15 protein-coding genes and 1 pseudogene are annotated in these 16,171 nt (G+C 68.7%); 9 read left to right on the top strand and 7 right to left on the bottom strand.

Annotated elements, in window-relative coordinates:
• Positions 1–35 precede the first annotated feature (35 nt).
• A pseudogene (locus ABTX78_RS11080) lies at positions 36–549 on the bottom strand (putative baseplate assembly protein); the annotation flags it as partial.
• A 554-nt stretch (positions 550–1,103) separates the two neighbouring features.
• Here ABTX78_RS11080 and ABTX78_RS11075 point away from each other — a divergent pair.
• On the top strand, positions 1,104–1,472 hold the full coding sequence (locus ABTX78_RS11075; RefSeq protein WP_352206506.1) for a DUF6344 domain-containing protein: 369 nt from the start codon (positions 1,104–1,106) through the stop codon (positions 1,470–1,472).
• Positions 1,473–1,686: 214 nt separating this feature from the next.
• Here the strand turns inward: ABTX78_RS11075 and ABTX78_RS11070 are convergent, their stop codons facing one another.
• Complete coding sequence (locus ABTX78_RS11070) at positions 1,687–2,364, bottom strand: DUF5324 family protein (RefSeq protein ID WP_352206505.1); 678 nt, start codon at positions 2,362–2,364, stop codon at positions 1,687–1,689.
• A 275-nt stretch (positions 2,365–2,639) separates the two neighbouring features.
• Here ABTX78_RS11070 and ABTX78_RS11065 point away from each other — a divergent pair, with 275 nt between their 5' ends.
• Together ABTX78_RS11065 and ABTX78_RS11060 are read left to right on the top strand one after the other, a co-directional pair.
• Positions 2,640–3,173 (top strand): peptidylprolyl isomerase, encoded by a 534-nt coding sequence (locus tag ABTX78_RS11065; RefSeq protein ID WP_352206504.1) that lies wholly within the window; start codon positions 2,640–2,642, stop codon positions 3,171–3,173.
• Between the two features lie 95 nt (positions 3,174–3,268).
• Positions 3,269–4,165, top strand: a complete 897-nt coding sequence (locus ABTX78_RS11060; protein ID WP_352206503.1) for a rhomboid family intramembrane serine protease — start codon at positions 3,269–3,271, stop codon at positions 4,163–4,165.
• A 354-nt stretch (positions 4,166–4,519) separates the two neighbouring features.
• Here the strand turns inward: ABTX78_RS11060 and crgA are convergent, their stop codons facing one another.
• Positions 4,520–4,777 carry a cell division protein CrgA gene (gene crgA, locus ABTX78_RS11055; protein ID WP_352206502.1) on the bottom strand — a complete coding sequence of 86 codons (258 nt, stop codon included), beginning with the start codon at positions 4,775–4,777 and terminating at the stop codon, positions 4,520–4,522.
• A 141-nt stretch (positions 4,778–4,918) separates the two neighbouring features.
• Between crgA and ABTX78_RS11050 the strand changes: the two genes are divergently transcribed.
• The 6 genes from ABTX78_RS11050 (at position 4,919) to ABTX78_RS11025 (ending at position 9,302) form a co-directional block, all read left to right on the top strand.
• Complete coding sequence (locus ABTX78_RS11050) at positions 4,919–5,686, top strand: DUF881 domain-containing protein (RefSeq protein WP_352206501.1); 768 nt, start codon at positions 4,919–4,921, stop codon at positions 5,684–5,686.
• A 15-nt stretch (positions 5,687–5,701) separates the two neighbouring features.
• Complete coding sequence (locus tag ABTX78_RS11045) at positions 5,702–6,403, top strand: class E sortase (protein ID WP_352206500.1); 702 nt, start codon at positions 5,702–5,704, stop codon at positions 6,401–6,403.
• Between the two features lie 56 nt (positions 6,404–6,459).
• Entirely contained in the window at positions 6,460–6,633 is a 174-nt protein-coding gene (locus ABTX78_RS11040) for a hypothetical protein (RefSeq protein WP_352206499.1), read from the top strand.
• Entirely contained in the window at positions 6,630–7,268 is a 639-nt protein-coding gene (locus tag ABTX78_RS11035) for an aminodeoxychorismate/anthranilate synthase component II (RefSeq protein ID WP_352206498.1), read from the top strand. Before ABTX78_RS11040 ends, ABTX78_RS11035 begins: the two co-directional genes overlap by 4 nt.
• Positions 7,269–7,378: 110 nt before the next feature.
• Positions 7,379–8,605, top strand: a complete 1,227-nt coding sequence (locus tag ABTX78_RS11030) for a class E sortase (RefSeq protein WP_502993850.1) — start codon at positions 7,379–7,381, stop codon at positions 8,603–8,605.
• A gap of 25 nt (positions 8,606–8,630) precedes the next feature.
• Positions 8,631–9,302, top strand: a complete 672-nt coding sequence (locus tag ABTX78_RS11025) for a class E sortase (protein WP_352206496.1) — start codon at positions 8,631–8,633, stop codon at positions 9,300–9,302.
• 204 nt (positions 9,303–9,506) lie between these two features.
• On the opposite strand, the gene pknB is transcribed toward ABTX78_RS11025, so the two are convergent.
• From pknB to ABTX78_RS11005, 4 genes are all read right to left on the bottom strand, one after another.
• Positions 9,507–11,501, bottom strand: a complete 1,995-nt coding sequence (pknB, locus tag ABTX78_RS11020) for a Stk1 family PASTA domain-containing Ser/Thr kinase (RefSeq protein WP_352206495.1) — start codon at positions 11,499–11,501, stop codon at positions 9,507–9,509.
• Between the two features lie 168 nt (positions 11,502–11,669).
• Entirely contained in the window at positions 11,670–13,130 is a 1,461-nt protein-coding gene (locus ABTX78_RS11015; RefSeq protein ID WP_352206494.1) for a peptidoglycan D,D-transpeptidase FtsI family protein, read from the bottom strand.
• The gene (locus tag ABTX78_RS11010; protein ID WP_352206493.1) at positions 13,127–14,542 is read right to left on the bottom strand and encodes an FtsW/RodA/SpoVE family cell cycle protein; all 1,416 of its coding nucleotides are present in this window, start codon (positions 14,540–14,542) and stop codon (positions 13,127–13,129) included. The genes ABTX78_RS11015 and ABTX78_RS11010 overlap by 4 nt, the downstream gene beginning before the upstream one ends.
• 23 nt (positions 14,543–14,565) lie before the next feature.
• Positions 14,566–16,062 (bottom strand): Stp1/IreP family PP2C-type Ser/Thr phosphatase, encoded by a 1,497-nt coding sequence (locus ABTX78_RS11005; RefSeq protein ID WP_352206492.1) that lies wholly within the window; start codon positions 16,060–16,062, stop codon positions 14,566–14,568.
• Positions 16,063–16,171: the final 109 nt, after the last annotated feature.

The raw sequence follows: 16,171 nt of genomic DNA, 5'->3' as shown, positions 1-16,171 counted from the left end.
CCCCACCCCCGGCTGGGCGGCCGTGTCGGTCAGGCTCATCGCCGTGCCTCCGGTTCGAGCGCCGTCACGACCACTTGGTGCTGGTAGGAGAAGACCAGCGCGCCCGCGGCCACGTCGATGCGGTCCGCGGGTGCGCCGCGGCGGCCGGTGATCGGGTCGGCGGGGAAGAGGCGGATCTCTTCCACGAGGGCGTTGCCGGTGGCGTTCTGCAGGATGCCGAAGACCTCGCCGTACTGGACCGGGCGACCGAAGGGCCAGCCGGTGCCGTCCGGGCCGCCGTGCGGGGGGTTGAGGTGGTGGAACAGGGCGTCGAGGGCGGCCTCGCGGACCCGGTCGGTGTCCCCCGGTGCCGCCGCGAGGCGGGCCACGACGGTGACGCCCTGGTAGACCGGCGGTTCCACGACGAGGCGGGGTGCCGATCAGGCGTCGCTCGTCGAGGCTCGCGGTGATCGCCCGGAGAACCTGGTCGGAGGGGATGAGCTGCTCGAAGCGGAGCCGGTCGTCGCCCTCGTCGGCCACCGCGTCCGGCACCACGAGGACGCGTACCGACGCACCGACCGGCCGGTTCCTGCGGTTCGTTCCGGGCTACGGCCCGCCGGCGACCGGCGTACGACTGCGCCGCCGACCGGTGCCGTCGTCGTCGGTGCCGCGGCGACCAGGTGCCTCACCCTGACGCCGGGCGTGCAGGCGATGGTGGTGACCGGCTTGGTCATCGGGGCCGCCGGTGTCTTCCCGCTCACGCAAGTCGACCAGGGCCGGCCTCCGCCTGCCGTCGGGCGTAGTTCTCCATGGTGACGTCGCTGCCGCCGGCGGCGATCGCGGCACCGAGGTGGTACTCCGAACGTGCCGGTCCTGTACCGCGCGCTCTCCTGGTCGGCGTCACCGCCGCGACCGTGACCAGGGCGGAGCCAGGACGCACGAAGAGCGCCCCGGCCTGTTCCCGTAGGCGGGGCGCTCTTTTTGGCTTTCCGGGGCCGCTCTGGGCCGTACGGGTGGTGTTGATCAGAAGAACCGCCTATGTCCTGCGTCGGTCCTTCGCAACTCGAGATGCGTACACATCATGAGAAAGGTATGTAGATCGCCCAACCCGAAAGCGAGGGGTCATGGCCGCCATCAAGGTCAGGAATCTGTGGACCGCATTCTTCACCGCGCTCGTCGCGCTGCTTGCCTCGGTGGGTCTCACCACCGTCGCGTCGGCCGCGCAGCAGCCGGCCGTTCAGACGCCGAAGCGTGCCGACCTGCCGCGTCAGACGCGTACGGAGGCCGTCCGAGCGACGGTGCCGGCGCAGAGTACGCGCTGGAGCCCGACCATGCGCGACAGGTCACTGCCGCCCACGATCAAGCAGCGCATCAGCGCCGAGGCGCACGGTTCGTCTCCCGCCACCCGGCACCTGCCCTCCGTGGAGAGCGAGGACGCCGCGACCGAGCCGGGCTCGGACGCACTCGCGGACCGTGCGCTCACCTCGGTATGAGGCGCCGGGAGCACTCACCTCTCCCGGCACCACAGCGCACGTCCGTACCACAGCAGCACAGCGCACGTCCCGTTCCACAGCACCACAGCGCATGTTCTGAGGCACCACAGCGCAGGTTCCGTCCTGCGGAAGCGCCTGCGGCACCACAGCGCATGACACCGCAAGCACTGCTCACGCCCCCCGCATCACCACCGGCCACACGGGCGGTGACCGATCAGCGGCCCTCGTCGCGATCGGCAGCCTCCGCCTCGGCCTGCTTCGCCTGGACCTCGGGATCGAGCGCTTCCGGACTGCCGTCGACGGACGTCAGCGGATCGCGGTCGGCGAGTTCCGTCGCAGCGGGCGGCTCGACCAGCCAGTCGGGGTTGGCCTGCTTGTCCCACCACTTCCAGGCGGCCACAGCGCCGCCGGCCAGAACACCGATGATCGCGAGACCCTTGGCAAGACGCGCGGCCTTCGAGCGCCGCTCGTGCTTCCTCACCAACTTCTGAATGTCCTTCGCCGTCACCTGACCGCGCAGAGCGGCCAGCGCGGCAGCGGAGCGAGCCGCAGCCTCTTCCCGTACGGGCTGAGCGGCGGCAACGGCGTGTTCGACGCGCGGAACTGTGTAGTCCGCCGCCTGACGTGCTGCCCTACGAGCGGTGGTCGCGGCCCGGTGCGCTGCGACGTCCACCTTTGGCGGCACATGCGGCGCGAGACGGGTGTCGTACTGAACACGGGCCTTCTTGGCGGCCTTGGAGACCTTGGGCGCGAGCCGTACGCGGGCTTCCTGCGCATAAAGCGCGGCCTGGTCCTTGGCAGTACCGGCGTAGGGCGCCACCACGTCCGCGGCGTGCAGCACGCTTTCCTTCGCCGTACCGGTCGCGGCGCGCACGCTGTCCATGCGGGTCACGGGGATCCTCCTCCTCGGTGGCGTTCTGGGGCCTGGGGATTTCCCCAGTTCGGCACAGTTTCGCCTTTCCGTCTGAATGGAAATCATGCCCGCAGACCTCATGCTCGGCATGTGGGGCCGGGCATCCGGGTCATGTTTGTGAGCTTCCGCTCGACGATGTCACGAATCGCCCCGTACCGCGCCGCTTCGGCGAGGACTACGCCGCTTTTCTCCGTGGGCGGTGCTTCCGTGCGAGGATCGGTGGACGTCAGACGAGACTTACGGAAGGCAGGATCGTGGCCGAGCAGCTTTACGCCACCCTGAAGACCAATCAAGGCGACATCGAGATCCGGCTCCTGCCGAACCACGCGCCCAAGACGGTCAAGAACTTTGTCGAACTCGCTCAGGGCGAGCGCGAGTGGACCCACCCGGCGACCGGCAAGAAGTCCACCGACAGGCTGTACGACGGCACGGTCTTCCACCGCGTCATCAGCGGCTTCATGATCCAGGGCGGCGACCCCCTGGGCAACGGCACCGGTGGCCCGGGCTACGAGTTCGGCGACGAGTTCCACCCGGACCTCGCCTTCGACAAGCCGTACCTGCTGGCCATGGCGAACGCCGGCCCGGGCACCAACGGCTCGCAGTTCTTCATCACGGTGTCACCCACCACGTGGCTGACCCGTAAGCACACCATCTTCGGCGAGGTCAGCACCGAGGCGGGCAAGAAGGTCGTGGACGCGATCGTCGGCACCCAGACCAATCCGCGGACCGACCGCCCGCTCAAGGACGTCGTGATCGAGTCCGTCGTCGTCGAGACCCGCGAGGGCTGATTCCCACGGGCCTCGTCCCCAGGGGAACCATTGCGCCCCGTCCGTCCGTAAGGATGGACGGGGCGGTGTTTTGATCGAGGGAGATTGAGGATCCCATGGACCAGGTGCCAGGCACTCCGAAGGAGCCGCAGGACGCCCACGGCCTGCCCGGCTGCTACCGGCATCCCGGCCGCGAGACGGGCATCAGCTGCGTGCGCTGCGAGCGGCCGATCTGCCCCGAGTGCATGGTCGACGCGTCCGTGGGGTTCCAGTGCCCCGACTGTGTGCGCACCGGCTCCGGCACCGGGCACGCCCCGACGGCGAACCAGCCGCGGACCATCGCGGGCGGCAGCATCCGCTCCGACGCCTTCCTGATCACCAAGATCCTCGTGGCCGTCAACGCCGCCGTGTACGTGGTGGTGCTCGCCCTCGGCGACCGCTTCCTCGATGAGACGCTGCTGATCGGATACGCGTACAACCCCCAGCTCAACGAGGTCGTCGGCGTCGCGGACGGTGAGTGGTACCGCCTGATCACCTCGGTGTTCCTGCACGAAGAGGTGCCCCACATCCTCTTCAACCTGGTGGGGCTGTGGTTCCTCGGCAGAATCGTCGAGCCGGAGCTCGGCCGCTCCCGTTTCCTCGCGGTCTATCTCGTCTCGGGGCTCGGCGGCAGCGCGCTCGCCTATCTGCTCGCCGCCCCGAACCAGGGGTCGCTGGGTGCCTCGGGTGCCATCTACGGCCTGATCGGCGCGTTCGCCGTGCTCGCGCGCCGCAAGAACCTCGACATGCGGCCGGTCATCGCGATCCTGGTGATCAGCCTGATTTTCACCTTCGGCCGCGAGGGAATCTCCTGGGAGGGGCACATCGGCGGTCTGGTGGCCGGCGCCCTCGTCACGCTCGGACTCGTCTTCGCTCCGCGCCGGCACCGGACCCTGGTGCAGTTCGCGTGCTGCGCGGGTGTCCTGCTGGTGATCGTGGTGGCCGTGTTCGCCCGGACCGCGTCCCTGACCTGAGCCCCCGGGCAGTCATCCGGGCCCGGCGGCAGCCTGTCGATCCCGGACCGAGCGGCTGCCTGCTCAGCTGAGCGCAACCTTTCCCCAAAGTTGTCCACAGCGTGTGGCGGATCTTGTGCACGCCGTGTGGGATACGTGTGCCCCTTGTCGCTGAACTGGGTTTTCCCAGCAGAGGCAAGGGGCGGAACGCTTCACCGGGATGGCTCATGCAGTCACACCGGCGTCAACACTTTGAAGGTTATCCACAGATCGTCAGACCTTTTCCCCACTGTGGACAACGCTGTGGATAACCTTGGGGCAGGGCTTGACGTCCCGCCCCGGGAGCCGAAACGGCGCCGGGAGCTTGCGGCAGAGCTACTTCCACTGGGTGGAGACACCGAAGCCGGCGGCGATGAAGCCGAAGCCCGCGACGATGTTCCAGTTGCCGAAGCTCTTGATCGGAAGGTCGCCCTCGGTCACATAGAAGAGGACGATCCAGGCGAGTCCGATCAGGAACAACGCGAGCATCACGGGTGCTACCCAGTTGCGGCTCGTCAGCTTGATGCTGGTCGCCTGCTTCGTCGCGGGCGGCGGCGTGAACTCGGCCTTCTTGCGGATACGTGACTTCGGCACGAGGGACTCTCCTGTCGATGCGCTGCGTGACCGCGCAGGGAACTGTGGCTGGCGCCGGGGCTGGAGCGAAGGGGGACCACTGCCGCCCCCGGGCGTCCGTTAGCGTAGTGCTTCCGCGGCGCCTGAGGAGATAAGGGTACGTTGAGCAATTCCGCCGACTCCCCGCAAGGCCCGGTTCACCGCTTCAACTGGCGGGTGGGCCGGGTGTTGACAGCTGCCGTTTTCGCTCTCGCCGGGCTGATCTTCGTGACAAGTTTCAATACGGCCAAGGGTACCGATCTGCGGACCGACGGCTCCCTGCTGAAGCTGTCCGATCTGATCCAGCAGCGCAGCACCAAGAACGGTGATCTCACCGAGTCCACGGCCGCGCTCCGCGGCGACGTCGATGCTCTCGCCCAGCGCGACGACGGGTCCACCGAGGCCGAGGACCAGAAGCTCGGAGCCCTGGAAGAGGTCGCGGGCACCCGGAAGCTGACCGGTCAGGCGCTGACCGTCACCCTCAACGACGCTCCGCCCAACGCCCAGGCCGCACCCGGCTATCCCGAGCCGCAGGCGAACGACCTGGTGATCCACCAGCAGGATCTCCAGGCCGTCGTCAACGCCCTGTGGAAGGGCGGCGCCAAGGGCATCCAGGTCATGGACCAGCGCCTCATCTCCACCAGCGCCGTCCGCTGTGTGGGAAACACCCTCATCCTCCAGGGCCGCGTCTACTCCCCGCCGTACCAGATCACCGCCGTGGGTGACCGGAGCGCGCTCCAGAAGGCCCTCGACGACTCCGTCGCCGTGCAGAACTATCAGCTGTACGTGAAGGCCTACGGTCTCGGCTGGAAAGTGGACGAGCGCGAGGCGGTGACTCTCCCCGGCTACTCGGGCACAGTGGATCTCCACTACGCGAAGCCCGTGCAGTAGCGCCTGGGGGGTTCGGTGTCGGTACGGCTGATCGTCAGGACCTTCAGCGAACTGTGCATCACCGCCGGCACCTTGATCGTGCTCTTCGTCGCGTACGTCGTGTTCTGGACGGGCGTCAAGGCGGCCGACGCCTCCGACGGTCAGATCGGACGGCTTCAGGACGAGTGGGCCCACGGCGCGGTGGCGAGCCCGGCACCGGCGACCGGCGGCACGACCGCAACCGCCCCCGCTCCGCCGGCGGAGTACCGGGACGGCAAGCCCTTCGCCGTCATGTACATCCCCCGTTTCGGCGGCGGTTGGGACTGGCCGGTCCTCGAAGGCACCCGTACGGGGACGCTCGAGAAGGGTCTCGGGCACTACGCCACCACGGCCCGGCTCGGCGGCACCGGCAATTTCTCGGTCGCGGGTCACCGCCGTACGTACGGCGATCCGTTCAAGGACTTCCCCCGGCTGCGCCCCGGTGACGCGGTCGTGCTGACCGACGGCACGACGTGGTTCACGTACCGCATCGACAGGAAGCCGTACCGCACCGTCCCCGGTGACATCGGGGTGATCGACCCCGTTCCGCGGAAGTCGGGGTTCGAGGGTCCCGGGCGCTATCTGACCCTCACGACGTGCGATCCGGAATGGGGCAGCAGCCACCGGCTGATCGCCTGGGCGCACCTCGACGCCACCCAGCCTGTGACGGACGGCAAACCGGAAGCTTTGCGCAGCTGACCCATGCGCCCCTGCCGCCCTTTAGTCTGGTGCGGTACCGAACGGAAAGGGACGGCATGTACGGCTGGATCTGGCGGCATCTGCCGGGCAACGCATGGGTGCGGGCTCTCCTCTCGCTCCTGCTCGCCCTCGCGGTTGTCTACGTGCTGTTCCAGTACGTTTTCCCGTGGGCGGAACCGCTGCTTCCGTTCAACGATGTGACGGTCGACGGAGCGGGGGCGGCCCGATGAGCGCACGCATCCTCGTCGTCGACAACTACGACAGCTTCGTGTTCAACCTCGTCCAGTACCTGTACCAGCTCGGTGCGGAGTGCGAGGTCGTCCGGAACGACGCGGTCGGACTCGAACACGTGCAGGACGGCTTCGACGGGGTGCTGCTCTCCCCCGGTCCCGGCGCCCCCGAGCAGGCCGGTGTGTGCATCGAGATGGTGCGGCACTGCGCGACCACCGGCGTTCCTGTCTTCGGTGTCTGCCTCGGCATGCAGTCGATGGCCGTGGCGTACGGCGGAGTGGTGGACCGTGCCCCCGAGTTGCTGCACGGCAAGACCTCGCCGGTGGCGCACCAGGGCAAGGGTGTCTTCGCCGGGCTGCCCTCGCCGTTCACCGCGACCCGCTACCACTCGCTGGCCGCGGAACCGGCGGATCTGCCCGAGGAGCTGGAGGTCACCGCGCGGACCGCGGACGGCATCATCATGGGGCTGCGCCACCGTGAACTGGCCGTCGAAGGCGTGCAGTTCCACCCCGAGTCGGTCCTCACCGAGCACGGGCACCTGATGCTGGCCAACTGGCTGGAACAGTGCGGCGACATCGGCGCGGTCGAGCGTTCGGCGGGGCTCGCGCCGGTGGTGGGCAAGGCCGTGGCGTGAGTGCCGGGCGTCCGGGGGACGAGTACGACCCCCTGACGGACCCGACCCCTCCGGAGGAGTGGGAGCGGGCCCGCGCCCACTCGCGGGAGCAGGCCGACGCCCAGGCCTACCTGCCGTCCCAGGCGTACGCCCCGGGCCAGCAGCAGCCGCAGGCCGCCTATCCCCAGGCACCCGCCGCACCGCAGCCGTACTCGCGCACGCCCTCTCCGGGCCCCCAGGGCTACCCGCAGCAACAGTCCGCGCCCCGGACGTACGAGGGGCTCCAGCAGGCTCCGGAGTACGGTCAGTACCCTTCGAGCGCGGCGGAGGCCTACGCCGAGACCTACCGGCAGGACTGGTACGGGCAGCAGGAGACGGTTCCGGCGCCCGGGCCGGCGCCCGCGGCGCGGCCGGCGCCGGTGATACCCGAGTCCGAGCCCGGCCGCTTCCCCCGACCGTTTCCCGGTTCGGGCAGTGTGCCGGGACGCGAGGAGGACGACGCGACGGTCGGCCTGCTGACGTCGGACACCCGGCGTGCCGAGGAAGCTCCCGCCGGGCCCGGGCGTGCCGAGCGCCGCAGAGCGGCCAAGGGCCGGGGCCGCAGGCGCCCAGAGGCGCCGGAGAGCTCCGCGGCGCCCGGCAGACCCCTGTCGCGCGTGGAGGCCCGCAGAGCGGCCCGTGCGGCGAAGGACAGCCCCGCCGTGGTGGCCAGCCGGGCCATCGGCGAGCTGTTCATCAGCTTTGGCGTGCTGCTGCTGCTGTTCGTCACCTATCAGCTGTGGTGGACCAACATCCGAGCCGGGCAACTGGCCGGCCGGGAGACGAGCAAGATCCAGGAGGGCTTCGCCAACGGCCGTCAGCCGGGCGCCTTCGAGCCCGGGCAGGGCTTCGCGATCATGTACATCCCGAAGCTGGACGTGGTCGTCCCCATCGCCGAGGGCATCAACAAGAACAAGGTCCTGGACCGCGGCATGGTCGGCCACTACGGCGAGGGCAAGCTCAAGACGGCGATGCCGTCGGACAAGGCGGGCAACTTCGCCGTCGCGGGCCACCGCAACACCCATGGCGAGCCGTTCCGTTACATCAACCGCCTCCAGCCCGGCGACCCGATCGTCGTCGAGACGCAGGACGCCTACTACACGTACACGATGGCGAACATCCTTCCCCAGACCTCGCCTTCGAACATCGGCGTCATCGCGCCGGTGCCGGCCGGATCCGGCTTCACAGGGCCCGGCAGGTACATCACGCTCACGACGTGCACGCCGGAATTCACGAGTACGTATCGAATGATCGTGTGGGGCAAGATGGTCGAGGAACGGCCGCGCAGCAAGGGCAAACCGGACGCGCTCGTAGGCTGACGACTTCTAGACGGGAACAGGTGCAGTGTCACGTGCGCGCAGCCGGATCGCCGGCGTCATCAGTGTCCTCGGCGAGCTGCTGATCACTGCGGGCGTGGTGCTGGGCCTCTTCGTCGTCTACTCGCTGTGGTGGACGAACGTCCTCGCCGACCGCGAGGCCTCCCGCCAGGGCGACCAGATGCGCGACGGATGGGCCGGACCGGGGGCGCTCGACACCAAGGACGGCATCGGCTTCCTGCACGTGCCCGCGATGTCGAAGGGCGAGGTGCTGGTGAAGCAGGGCACCGACGCCAAGGCCCTCAACGACGGGGTCGCCGGCTACTACACCGCCCCGATCAAGTCGGCGCTCCCCTGGGATCCGCAGGGCAACTTCACGCTCGCCGCGCACCGCGACGGCCACGGCGCGAAGTTCCACAACATCCACAAGGTGAAGGAGGGCGACCCGGTCGTCTTCGAGACCCGGGACACCTGGTACGTCTACAAGGTCTTCAAGAAGCTCCCCGAGACCTCGAAGTACAACGTCAATGTGCTGCAGCCGGTCCCGAAGGAGTCGGGCAAGTCGAAGCCGGGCCGCTACATCACGCTGACGACGTGCACGCCCGTCTACACCTCGGACTACCGTTACATCGTGTGGGGCGAGTTGGTGCGCGAGGAGAAGGTCGACAAGGACCGCACGCCGCCGGACGAGCTGCGCTGAAACGAATCCGCGCCGTCGGTGCGCACAGCGGCACCGCAGGGTTGCGCCCGGCTCCGCGCACGAGCAGCCGCCCTCACCCCTATCGGTGCCTGCGGCGGCCGGCCCGGTCCACCGCATCCGCGCCCACGCACCCCGGCCCACGCACGCAGAAGCCCCGGCACCCTTCGAGGGTGACCAGGGCTTCTGTCCGTGTTGCGGCTCGGATCAGTCGCCGTCTCCGCCGCCGATGAATCCGCCGTTGCCGCCGCCGTTGTTGTTGCCGCCGTTCCCGCCGTTACCACCGATCGTCGTGAGAGTGATCGCGGCGGCCGGGTCGGCCTGCGTTCCGGGCTGCGGGTCCAGCGAGGTCACGATGGCGTTGTCGTCGCCCGGGCTGCCGGGTGCGAGCGCGAGGTTCGTGAAGCCGTTCTGGGCCAGGATCTGCTTGGCCTCGCCGAGCCTCTTGGCCCTCACCTCGGGAACCGGCTTCCCGGTCGGCTGCGGCCCCTTGGAGACCTGCAGCGTGATCGTCGCGCCCTTGGACGCCTTGCCCGTCGGCGACTGGTTCACGACCGTGTTCGCGGGCTGCTGCGAGTCCACGTCCTGCCGTTCGACCTTGAATTCGAGGGTCTCCAGCTGGTTCTTGGCACTGTCGAACTGCTGGCCCTGCACCGGCGGAATGTTCACCAGCGCTTCCTTGGCCACCTTCAGGTTCACGGTCGTGCCCTTCTCGGCCAGGCTGTTGCCCCGCGGGTCCTGGGAGATGACCGTGCCGGGGTCCTGCTCGGAGGACTCGACTTCCTCGACCTTGAACTTGAATCCCTTGCGCTGGAGAGCCTCCTGCGCGTTCGACTGGGACTTCTCGGTGACGTCCGGGACCTCGATCTTCGGTGCGCCCTCGGAGAGGACGTACTGGACCGTCTCGCCCTGCTGCATGGTGACGCCTTCACCCGGCGTCTGGCTGCAGATCGTGTTCTTGGGCTGATCGCAGCGGTCCGTGCCGGACTGGCTGATCTCGACGCCCGAGTTCGTCGCGAGCGTCGTTGCCTCCTGCACCGTCTTGCCCACGAGCGAGGGAGCCGGCACGTCGCCGTTGCCCCCGTCGCCGCCGCCGAAGACGGAGCGGCCGATGAGCACCGCGCCGACCAGCACCAGGATGCCGGCGACCACCAGCAGGATCGTCGACGTGTTGGACTTCTTCTGCTGGCGCCGGCGGCCCGGGCGGTCGTCGTAGCCGCCGAAGCCGCCGTCGTCCGGGTTCATGGGCGGCAGCATCGAGGTCTGGCCCGCCGGGTCGGCCTGGCGCAGCGCCGTGGTGGCCTGGTCGTCCGAGCCGTATCCGTAGCCGACCGCACCCATCGCCGCCGTCGCCGCCACGGGCTGTCCGTCCAGACAGGCCTCGATGTCCGCGCGCATCTCGTCGGCGGACTGGTAGCGGTAATCGGGGTCCTTGACCAGGGCCCGCAGGACGATGGCGTCCATCTCGGGCGTGATCTCGGGGTCGAAGTTGCTGGGCGGCTGCGGCTCCTCGCGTACGTGCTGGTACGCGACGGCCACCGGGGAGTCGCCCACGAAGGGCGGCCGCACGGTGAGGAGCTCGTAGAGCAGACAGCCGGTGGAGTAGAGGTCGGAGCGTGCGTCGACCTGCTCGCCCTTGGCCTGCTCGGGCGAGAGGTACTGGGCGGTGCCGATGACGGCGGCGGTCTGCGTCATCGTCATCCCGGAGTCGCCCATGGCGCGGGCGATGCCGAAGTCCATGACCTTGACCTGGCCGGTGCGCGTCAGCATGACGTTCGCCGGCTTGATGTCGCGGTGGACGATGCCGTTGCGGTGGGAGTACTCCAGGGCCTGGAGGATGCCGATGGTCATCTCCAGGGTGCGCTCGGGCAGCAGCTTGCGTCCCGAGTGCAGCAGCTCCCTGAGCGTGGAGCCGTCGACGTACTCCATGACGATGTACGGGATCGAGACCCCGTCGACGTAGTCCTCGCCCGTGTCGTACACCGCGACGATCGCCGGGTGGTTGAGCGAGGCGGCCGACTGGGCCTCACGGCGGAACCGGGCCTGGAAGGACGGGTCGCGGGCGAGGTCGGCCCGCAGCGTCTTCACGGCGACGGTGCGGCCGAGCCGGGTGTCGTGGGCGAGGTACACCTCTGCCATGCCACCGCGGCCGAGCACCGAGCCCAGTTCGTACCGGCCGCCGAGGCGACGCGGCTCTTCCATAACTGTTCCAGCCCTCTCCGTCAGTCCCGACCGCACCAGCGTGTGGTCCGGCGGTGTGCTGTTCGCGCATACGCTACCGGCCGCTCCCCACCCGATCGGCCCGCGACCGTCAGCTGATACCCGACCGGTATCGCAATGTGCTGGTATGGGGGGCGCACGTGATCCGCATCACTTCTTGCTGTCCAGCACCGCCTGCATCACTTCCTTGGCGATCGGGGCCGCCAGGCCGCCACCCGAGATGTCGTCGCGCTGAGCATCGCTGTCCTCCACGACGACGGCCACGGCGACCGGCGAGCCGTCCGCGTTCTTGGCGTACGAGATGAACCAGGCGTACGGGTTCTTGCTGTTGTTCTCGCCGTGCTGGGCGGTACCCGTCTTGCCACCGACCTTGACACCGTCGATCTTGGCCTTCTCGCCGGTGCCACTGTCGACCACGTTCTCCATCATCTTCTGAAGGAGCTGCGCGTTCTTCTGCGAGAGCGGACGGCTCATCTCCTGCGGCTCGGTCTTGGAGATCACATCGAGGTTCGGCGCCTCGAGCTGGTCGATCATGTACGGCTTCATCAGCTTGCCGTCGTTGGCGATCGCCGCGGTGACCATGGCCATCTGGAGGGGAGTGGCGGCGGTGTTGAACTGGCCGATGGAGGAGAGCGCGTTGCCCGGCTTGTCCATGTTCTTGTCGTAGACGGACGCCGCCGCGCGGACCGGGGTGTCGATCTCGGCGTTGTTGAAGCCGAACTTCTGCGCCATCTCGACCATCTTGTCCCGGCCGACCGTGTCACCGAGCTTGGCGAAGACGGTGTTGCAGGAGACCCGCAGCGCCTCGTTCAGGCTGGCGTTCTTGCAGCCCGTGTGCGAGTTGGGGAGCTTCGTGCGGGTGTCGGGCAGGGTGTACGGCTCGGGGGTGTCCGTGGCCGCGCCGATGTCGTCCACCGCGCCGTACTCCAGCGCGGCCGCCGCGGTGAGCACCTTGAAGGTCGATCCGGGCGGGTAGACCTCGCGCAGCGCGCGGTTGAGCTTCGGCTTGTCCTTGTCCTTCTCCAGCGCGTTCCACGCCTTCGCGTCCGCGTTCCGGTAGCCGGCGAAGGAGGCCGGGTCGTAGGACGGAGTGGAGGCCAGAGCCAGGATCTTGCCGGTCTGCGGGTCGATCGCCGCGACGGCGCCCTTCTTGTTGCCCAGTCCCTCGAAGGCGGCCTTCTGCGCGGCGCCGTTGAGGGTCGTGACGACGTTGCCGCCCTTCTTCGTGTCGCCGGTGAACATCGCCATCGTGCGGTCGAAGAAGAGCTGGTCGGAGTTGCCCGTGAGGATGCCGTCCTCGAGCTTCTCGATCTGGTTGGCGTCGAAGGCCTGCGAGGCGTACCCGGTCACCGGCGCCCACATGGGGCCGTTGACGTAGGTGCGCTTGTACTTGAAGTCGGTGTCGTTCGTCTCGACCGAGCCGGTGATGGGCTTGCCGTCGACGATGATGTTGCCGCGCTCGCTGGCGTACCGCTCGATCGTGATGCGGCGGTTCTTGCTGTTCGTGTTGAGGTCCTCGGCCTCGGCGTACTGGAGCCAGTTGATGCGCACGAGGAGGGCCAGGACAAGAAGGCCGCAGAAGATCGCGATCCGGCGCAGGGGCTTGTTCACGGTCGGACCACCTGGGTCATCTCGGCATCGGGGGACGGGGCGGGAGCCGGCGCGGGACGCCGCGCGGTGTCGCTGATACGGATCAGGATGCCGATCAGCGCCCAGTTGGCGATCACGGACGAACCGCCGTAGGCCACGAACGGCATGGTCATACCGGTCAGCGGGATGAGGCCCATCACACCGCCGGCGACGACGAAGACCTGGATGGCGAAGGCTCCGGAGAGGCCGATCGCCAGAAGCTTGCCGAAGGGGTCGCGGGCGGCGAGGGCGGTACGTACGCCGCGTTCCACGATGAGGCCGTAGATGAGCAGGAACGCCATCATTCCGGCGAGGCCCAGCTCCTCACCGAAGGAGGAGACGATGAAGTCGGAGTTGGCGGCGAAGCCGATGAGGTCCGAGTCGCCCTGGCCGAGGCCGGTTCCGAGCGTGCCGCCGGAGCCGAAGGACATCAACGCCTGGCCGATCTGCTCGCTCTGCTCCCAGGTCTTCTCCGCGAAGGGGTTGAGCCAGAACTCCACACGCTGCTGGACGTGCGGCTCGAAGGAAGCGACGCCCACCGCGCCGACCGCCGACATCAGCAGGCCGAAGACGATCCAGCTGGTGCGTTCGGTGGCCACGTACAGCATGATCACGAAGAGGCCGAAGAACAGCAGCGAGGTGCCGAGGTCGGTCTCGAAGACCAGGATGAGGATGGACATCGCCCAGACCATCAGGATCGGCCCGAGGTCCCGTCCGCGCGGCAGGTACAGGCCCATGAACCGGCGGCTCGCCAGTGCCAGGGCGTCACGCTTCACCATCAGGTAGCCGGAGAAGAAGACCGCGATGATGATCTTCGCGAACTCACCGGGCTGGATGGAGAAAGGACCGACGCTGATCCAGATCTTGGCGCCGTTCACCGCCGGGAAGAACATCGGCAGGATCAGCAGGACCAGCGCCGCCGCCATGGAGATGTACGTGTAGCGCTGGAGGATGCGGTGGTCCTTGAGCAGCATCAGCACGGCGACGAAGAGTGCGATGCCGATCGCCGAATACATCAGCTGCTTGGGGGCGTCCGGGCTGAAGGTGCCCGGTCCGAAGCGGGCCTCGATGCGCTGGATCAGCCGCGGGGACTGGTCGAGACGCCAGATCATGACCAGTCCGAGGCCGTTGAGCAGGGTGGCCAGCGGAAGCAGCAGCGGGTCGGAGTACTTGGCGAACTTGCGCACGACCACGTGCGCCACACCGGCCAGCAGACCCAGTCCGAGCCCGTAACCGAGCACGCCGGCGGGCAGCTTGCCGTCGAGGGCGAGTCCCACGTTGATGTACGCGAACACCGGAATGACGACGGCGAAGGCGAGCAGCATCAGCTCGGTGTTGCGGCGGCTCGGTGCTTCGATCGCGCCGATCGTGGTGGTGTTTGTGACAACGCTCATGGTGGAGAGGGCCCCCTTGGCCGTTACTGCTTCCCGCAGTTCGCGGCCAGCTTCTGCTCCTCTTCCGAGAGGGTGGGGCCCGGAGTGGGAGTAGGTGCGGTCGGCTTGGTCTTGGCGTTCTGGGTAGTGGGCTTGCCGGTGGTGCCACCGGCCTCGCCCTCACCGGGCGGCGGCGTGCTCGCACGGTCGGCGGCCTCGCGGCGCTGCTCCTCCTTCTTGCAGGCGGAGGCCTGAGCGGCGAGTTCGTCGATCTTCGAGCGGGCCCGGCCGAGGCTGTCCTGCGTGATCGTGCCCTCGACCTGCTTGCGCTGGTACTCCGGCAGGTACTTGAGTTCGATCTCGGGGTGGTCCTTCTCCACCTTGGAGAGCGAGACCCACGCCAGGTCCTGGCTGATGCCCTGGTAGAGCGCGACGTGCTCGTCGTTGGAGCCGACGTAGTACTGGGTCTGTGTCCAGCGGTAGCCGCCGTACAGACCGCCGCCGACGACCGCCAGCGCGAGCACGATGAAGAACGAGCGCTTCAGCCACTTGCGGCCGCCGCGCGGCTTGACGAAGTCGTCGTCGCCGTAGGCGCCGAAGCTGTCCTCGGACGGCAGCCCGCTGTACCCCGCCCCGCCGCCGCTTCCGGGCGGTCCGAAGCTGCCGTTGGACTGCGGCGGCACGGGACGGCCGAGGCCCGCCGCGCGGCCGGCAGGCGTCTGCATGGCGCCGCCGTCGTTCATCTGCAGCTGGTTCTCGGCGACCGCGCCGACGACGACCGGGGTGTCGTTGAGCTGCCCGGCCAGAGTGTCGTTGGTGTCGGTGTCGAGGACGTCCGCCACGATGCAGGTGATGTTGTCCGGGCCGCCGCCGCGCAGAGCGAGCTGGATGAGGTCCTGGACGGTCTCCTGCGGGCCCTGGTAACTGGCGAGCGTCTCTTCCATCGTCTGGTGCGAGACGACGCCGGAGAGGCCGTCGGAGCAGATCAGATAGCGGTCGCCGGCGCGCACCTCACGGATCGAGAGATCGGGCTCGACATGGTCGCCGCTGCCCAGCGCGCGCATCAGCAGGGAGCGCTGCGGGTGGGTGGTCGCCTCTTCCTCGGTGATCCGGCCCTCGTCGACCAGGCGCTGCACCCAGGTGTGGTCCTGCGTGATCTGGGTCAGCACGCCGTCGCGGAGCAGGTACGCACGGGAGTCGCCGACGTGCACGAGACCGAGCCGCTGGCCGGTCCACAGCAGTGCGGTGAGCGTGGTGCCCATGCCTTCGAGCTGAGGGTCCTCCTCGACCATCAGCCGCAGCTGCTCGTTGGCGCGCTGCACGGCCGTACCGAGCGAGGTGAGGATGTCCGAGCCGGGTACGTCGTCGTCGAGCGTGACGAGCGTGGAGATCACCTCCGAGGAGGCGACCTCGCCGGCGGCCTGGCCGCCCATGCCGTCGGCGATGGCCAGCAGGCGTGGGCCGGCGTAGCCGGAGTCCTCGTTCCCCTCCCGGATCATGCCTTTGTGCGATCCGGCGGCGAAGCGCAGTGACAGACTCATGCGCACCTCGCCCGTCGGCTCGGGGTACAGCCGGTCTCGAGCCACACTGCCCACCCTCCGGTCGGGAGCCCGTCCCGGTCCGCTGTCGGGACCGCTGCGGCTCGCTCGC

Source organism: Streptomyces sp. NPDC096193, assembly GCF_040302905.1.
In the GTDB taxonomy this organism is placed as follows: Bacteria; Actinomycetota; Actinomycetes; order Streptomycetales; family Streptomycetaceae; genus Streptomyces.
Note: the sequence above shows the minus strand (reverse complement) of the source record. Positions and strands in the feature narration are given on the sequence as shown.

Coding starts and splice junctions, on each gene's coding strand:
- pknB (WP_352206495.1), bottom strand. CDS start 11,501: ATGGAAGAGCCGCGTCGCCTCGGCGGCCGGTACGAACTGGGCTCGGTG.
- ABTX78_RS11060 (WP_352206503.1), top strand. CDS start 3,269: ATGGACCAGGTGCCAGGCACTCCGAAGGAGCCGCAGGACGCCCACGGC.
- ABTX78_RS11035 (WP_352206498.1), top strand. CDS start 6,630: ATGAGCGCACGCATCCTCGTCGTCGACAACTACGACAGCTTCGTGTTC.
- ABTX78_RS11075 (WP_352206506.1), top strand. CDS start 1,104: ATGGCCGCCATCAAGGTCAGGAATCTGTGGACCGCATTCTTCACCGCG.
- ABTX78_RS11005 (WP_352206492.1), bottom strand. CDS start 16,062: ATGAGTCTGTCACTGCGCTTCGCCGCCGGATCGCACAAAGGCATGATC.
- ABTX78_RS11010 (WP_352206493.1), bottom strand. CDS start 14,542: ATGAGCGTTGTCACAAACACCACCACGATCGGCGCGATCGAAGCACCG.
- ABTX78_RS11040 (WP_352206499.1), top strand. CDS start 6,460: ATGTACGGCTGGATCTGGCGGCATCTGCCGGGCAACGCATGGGTGCGG.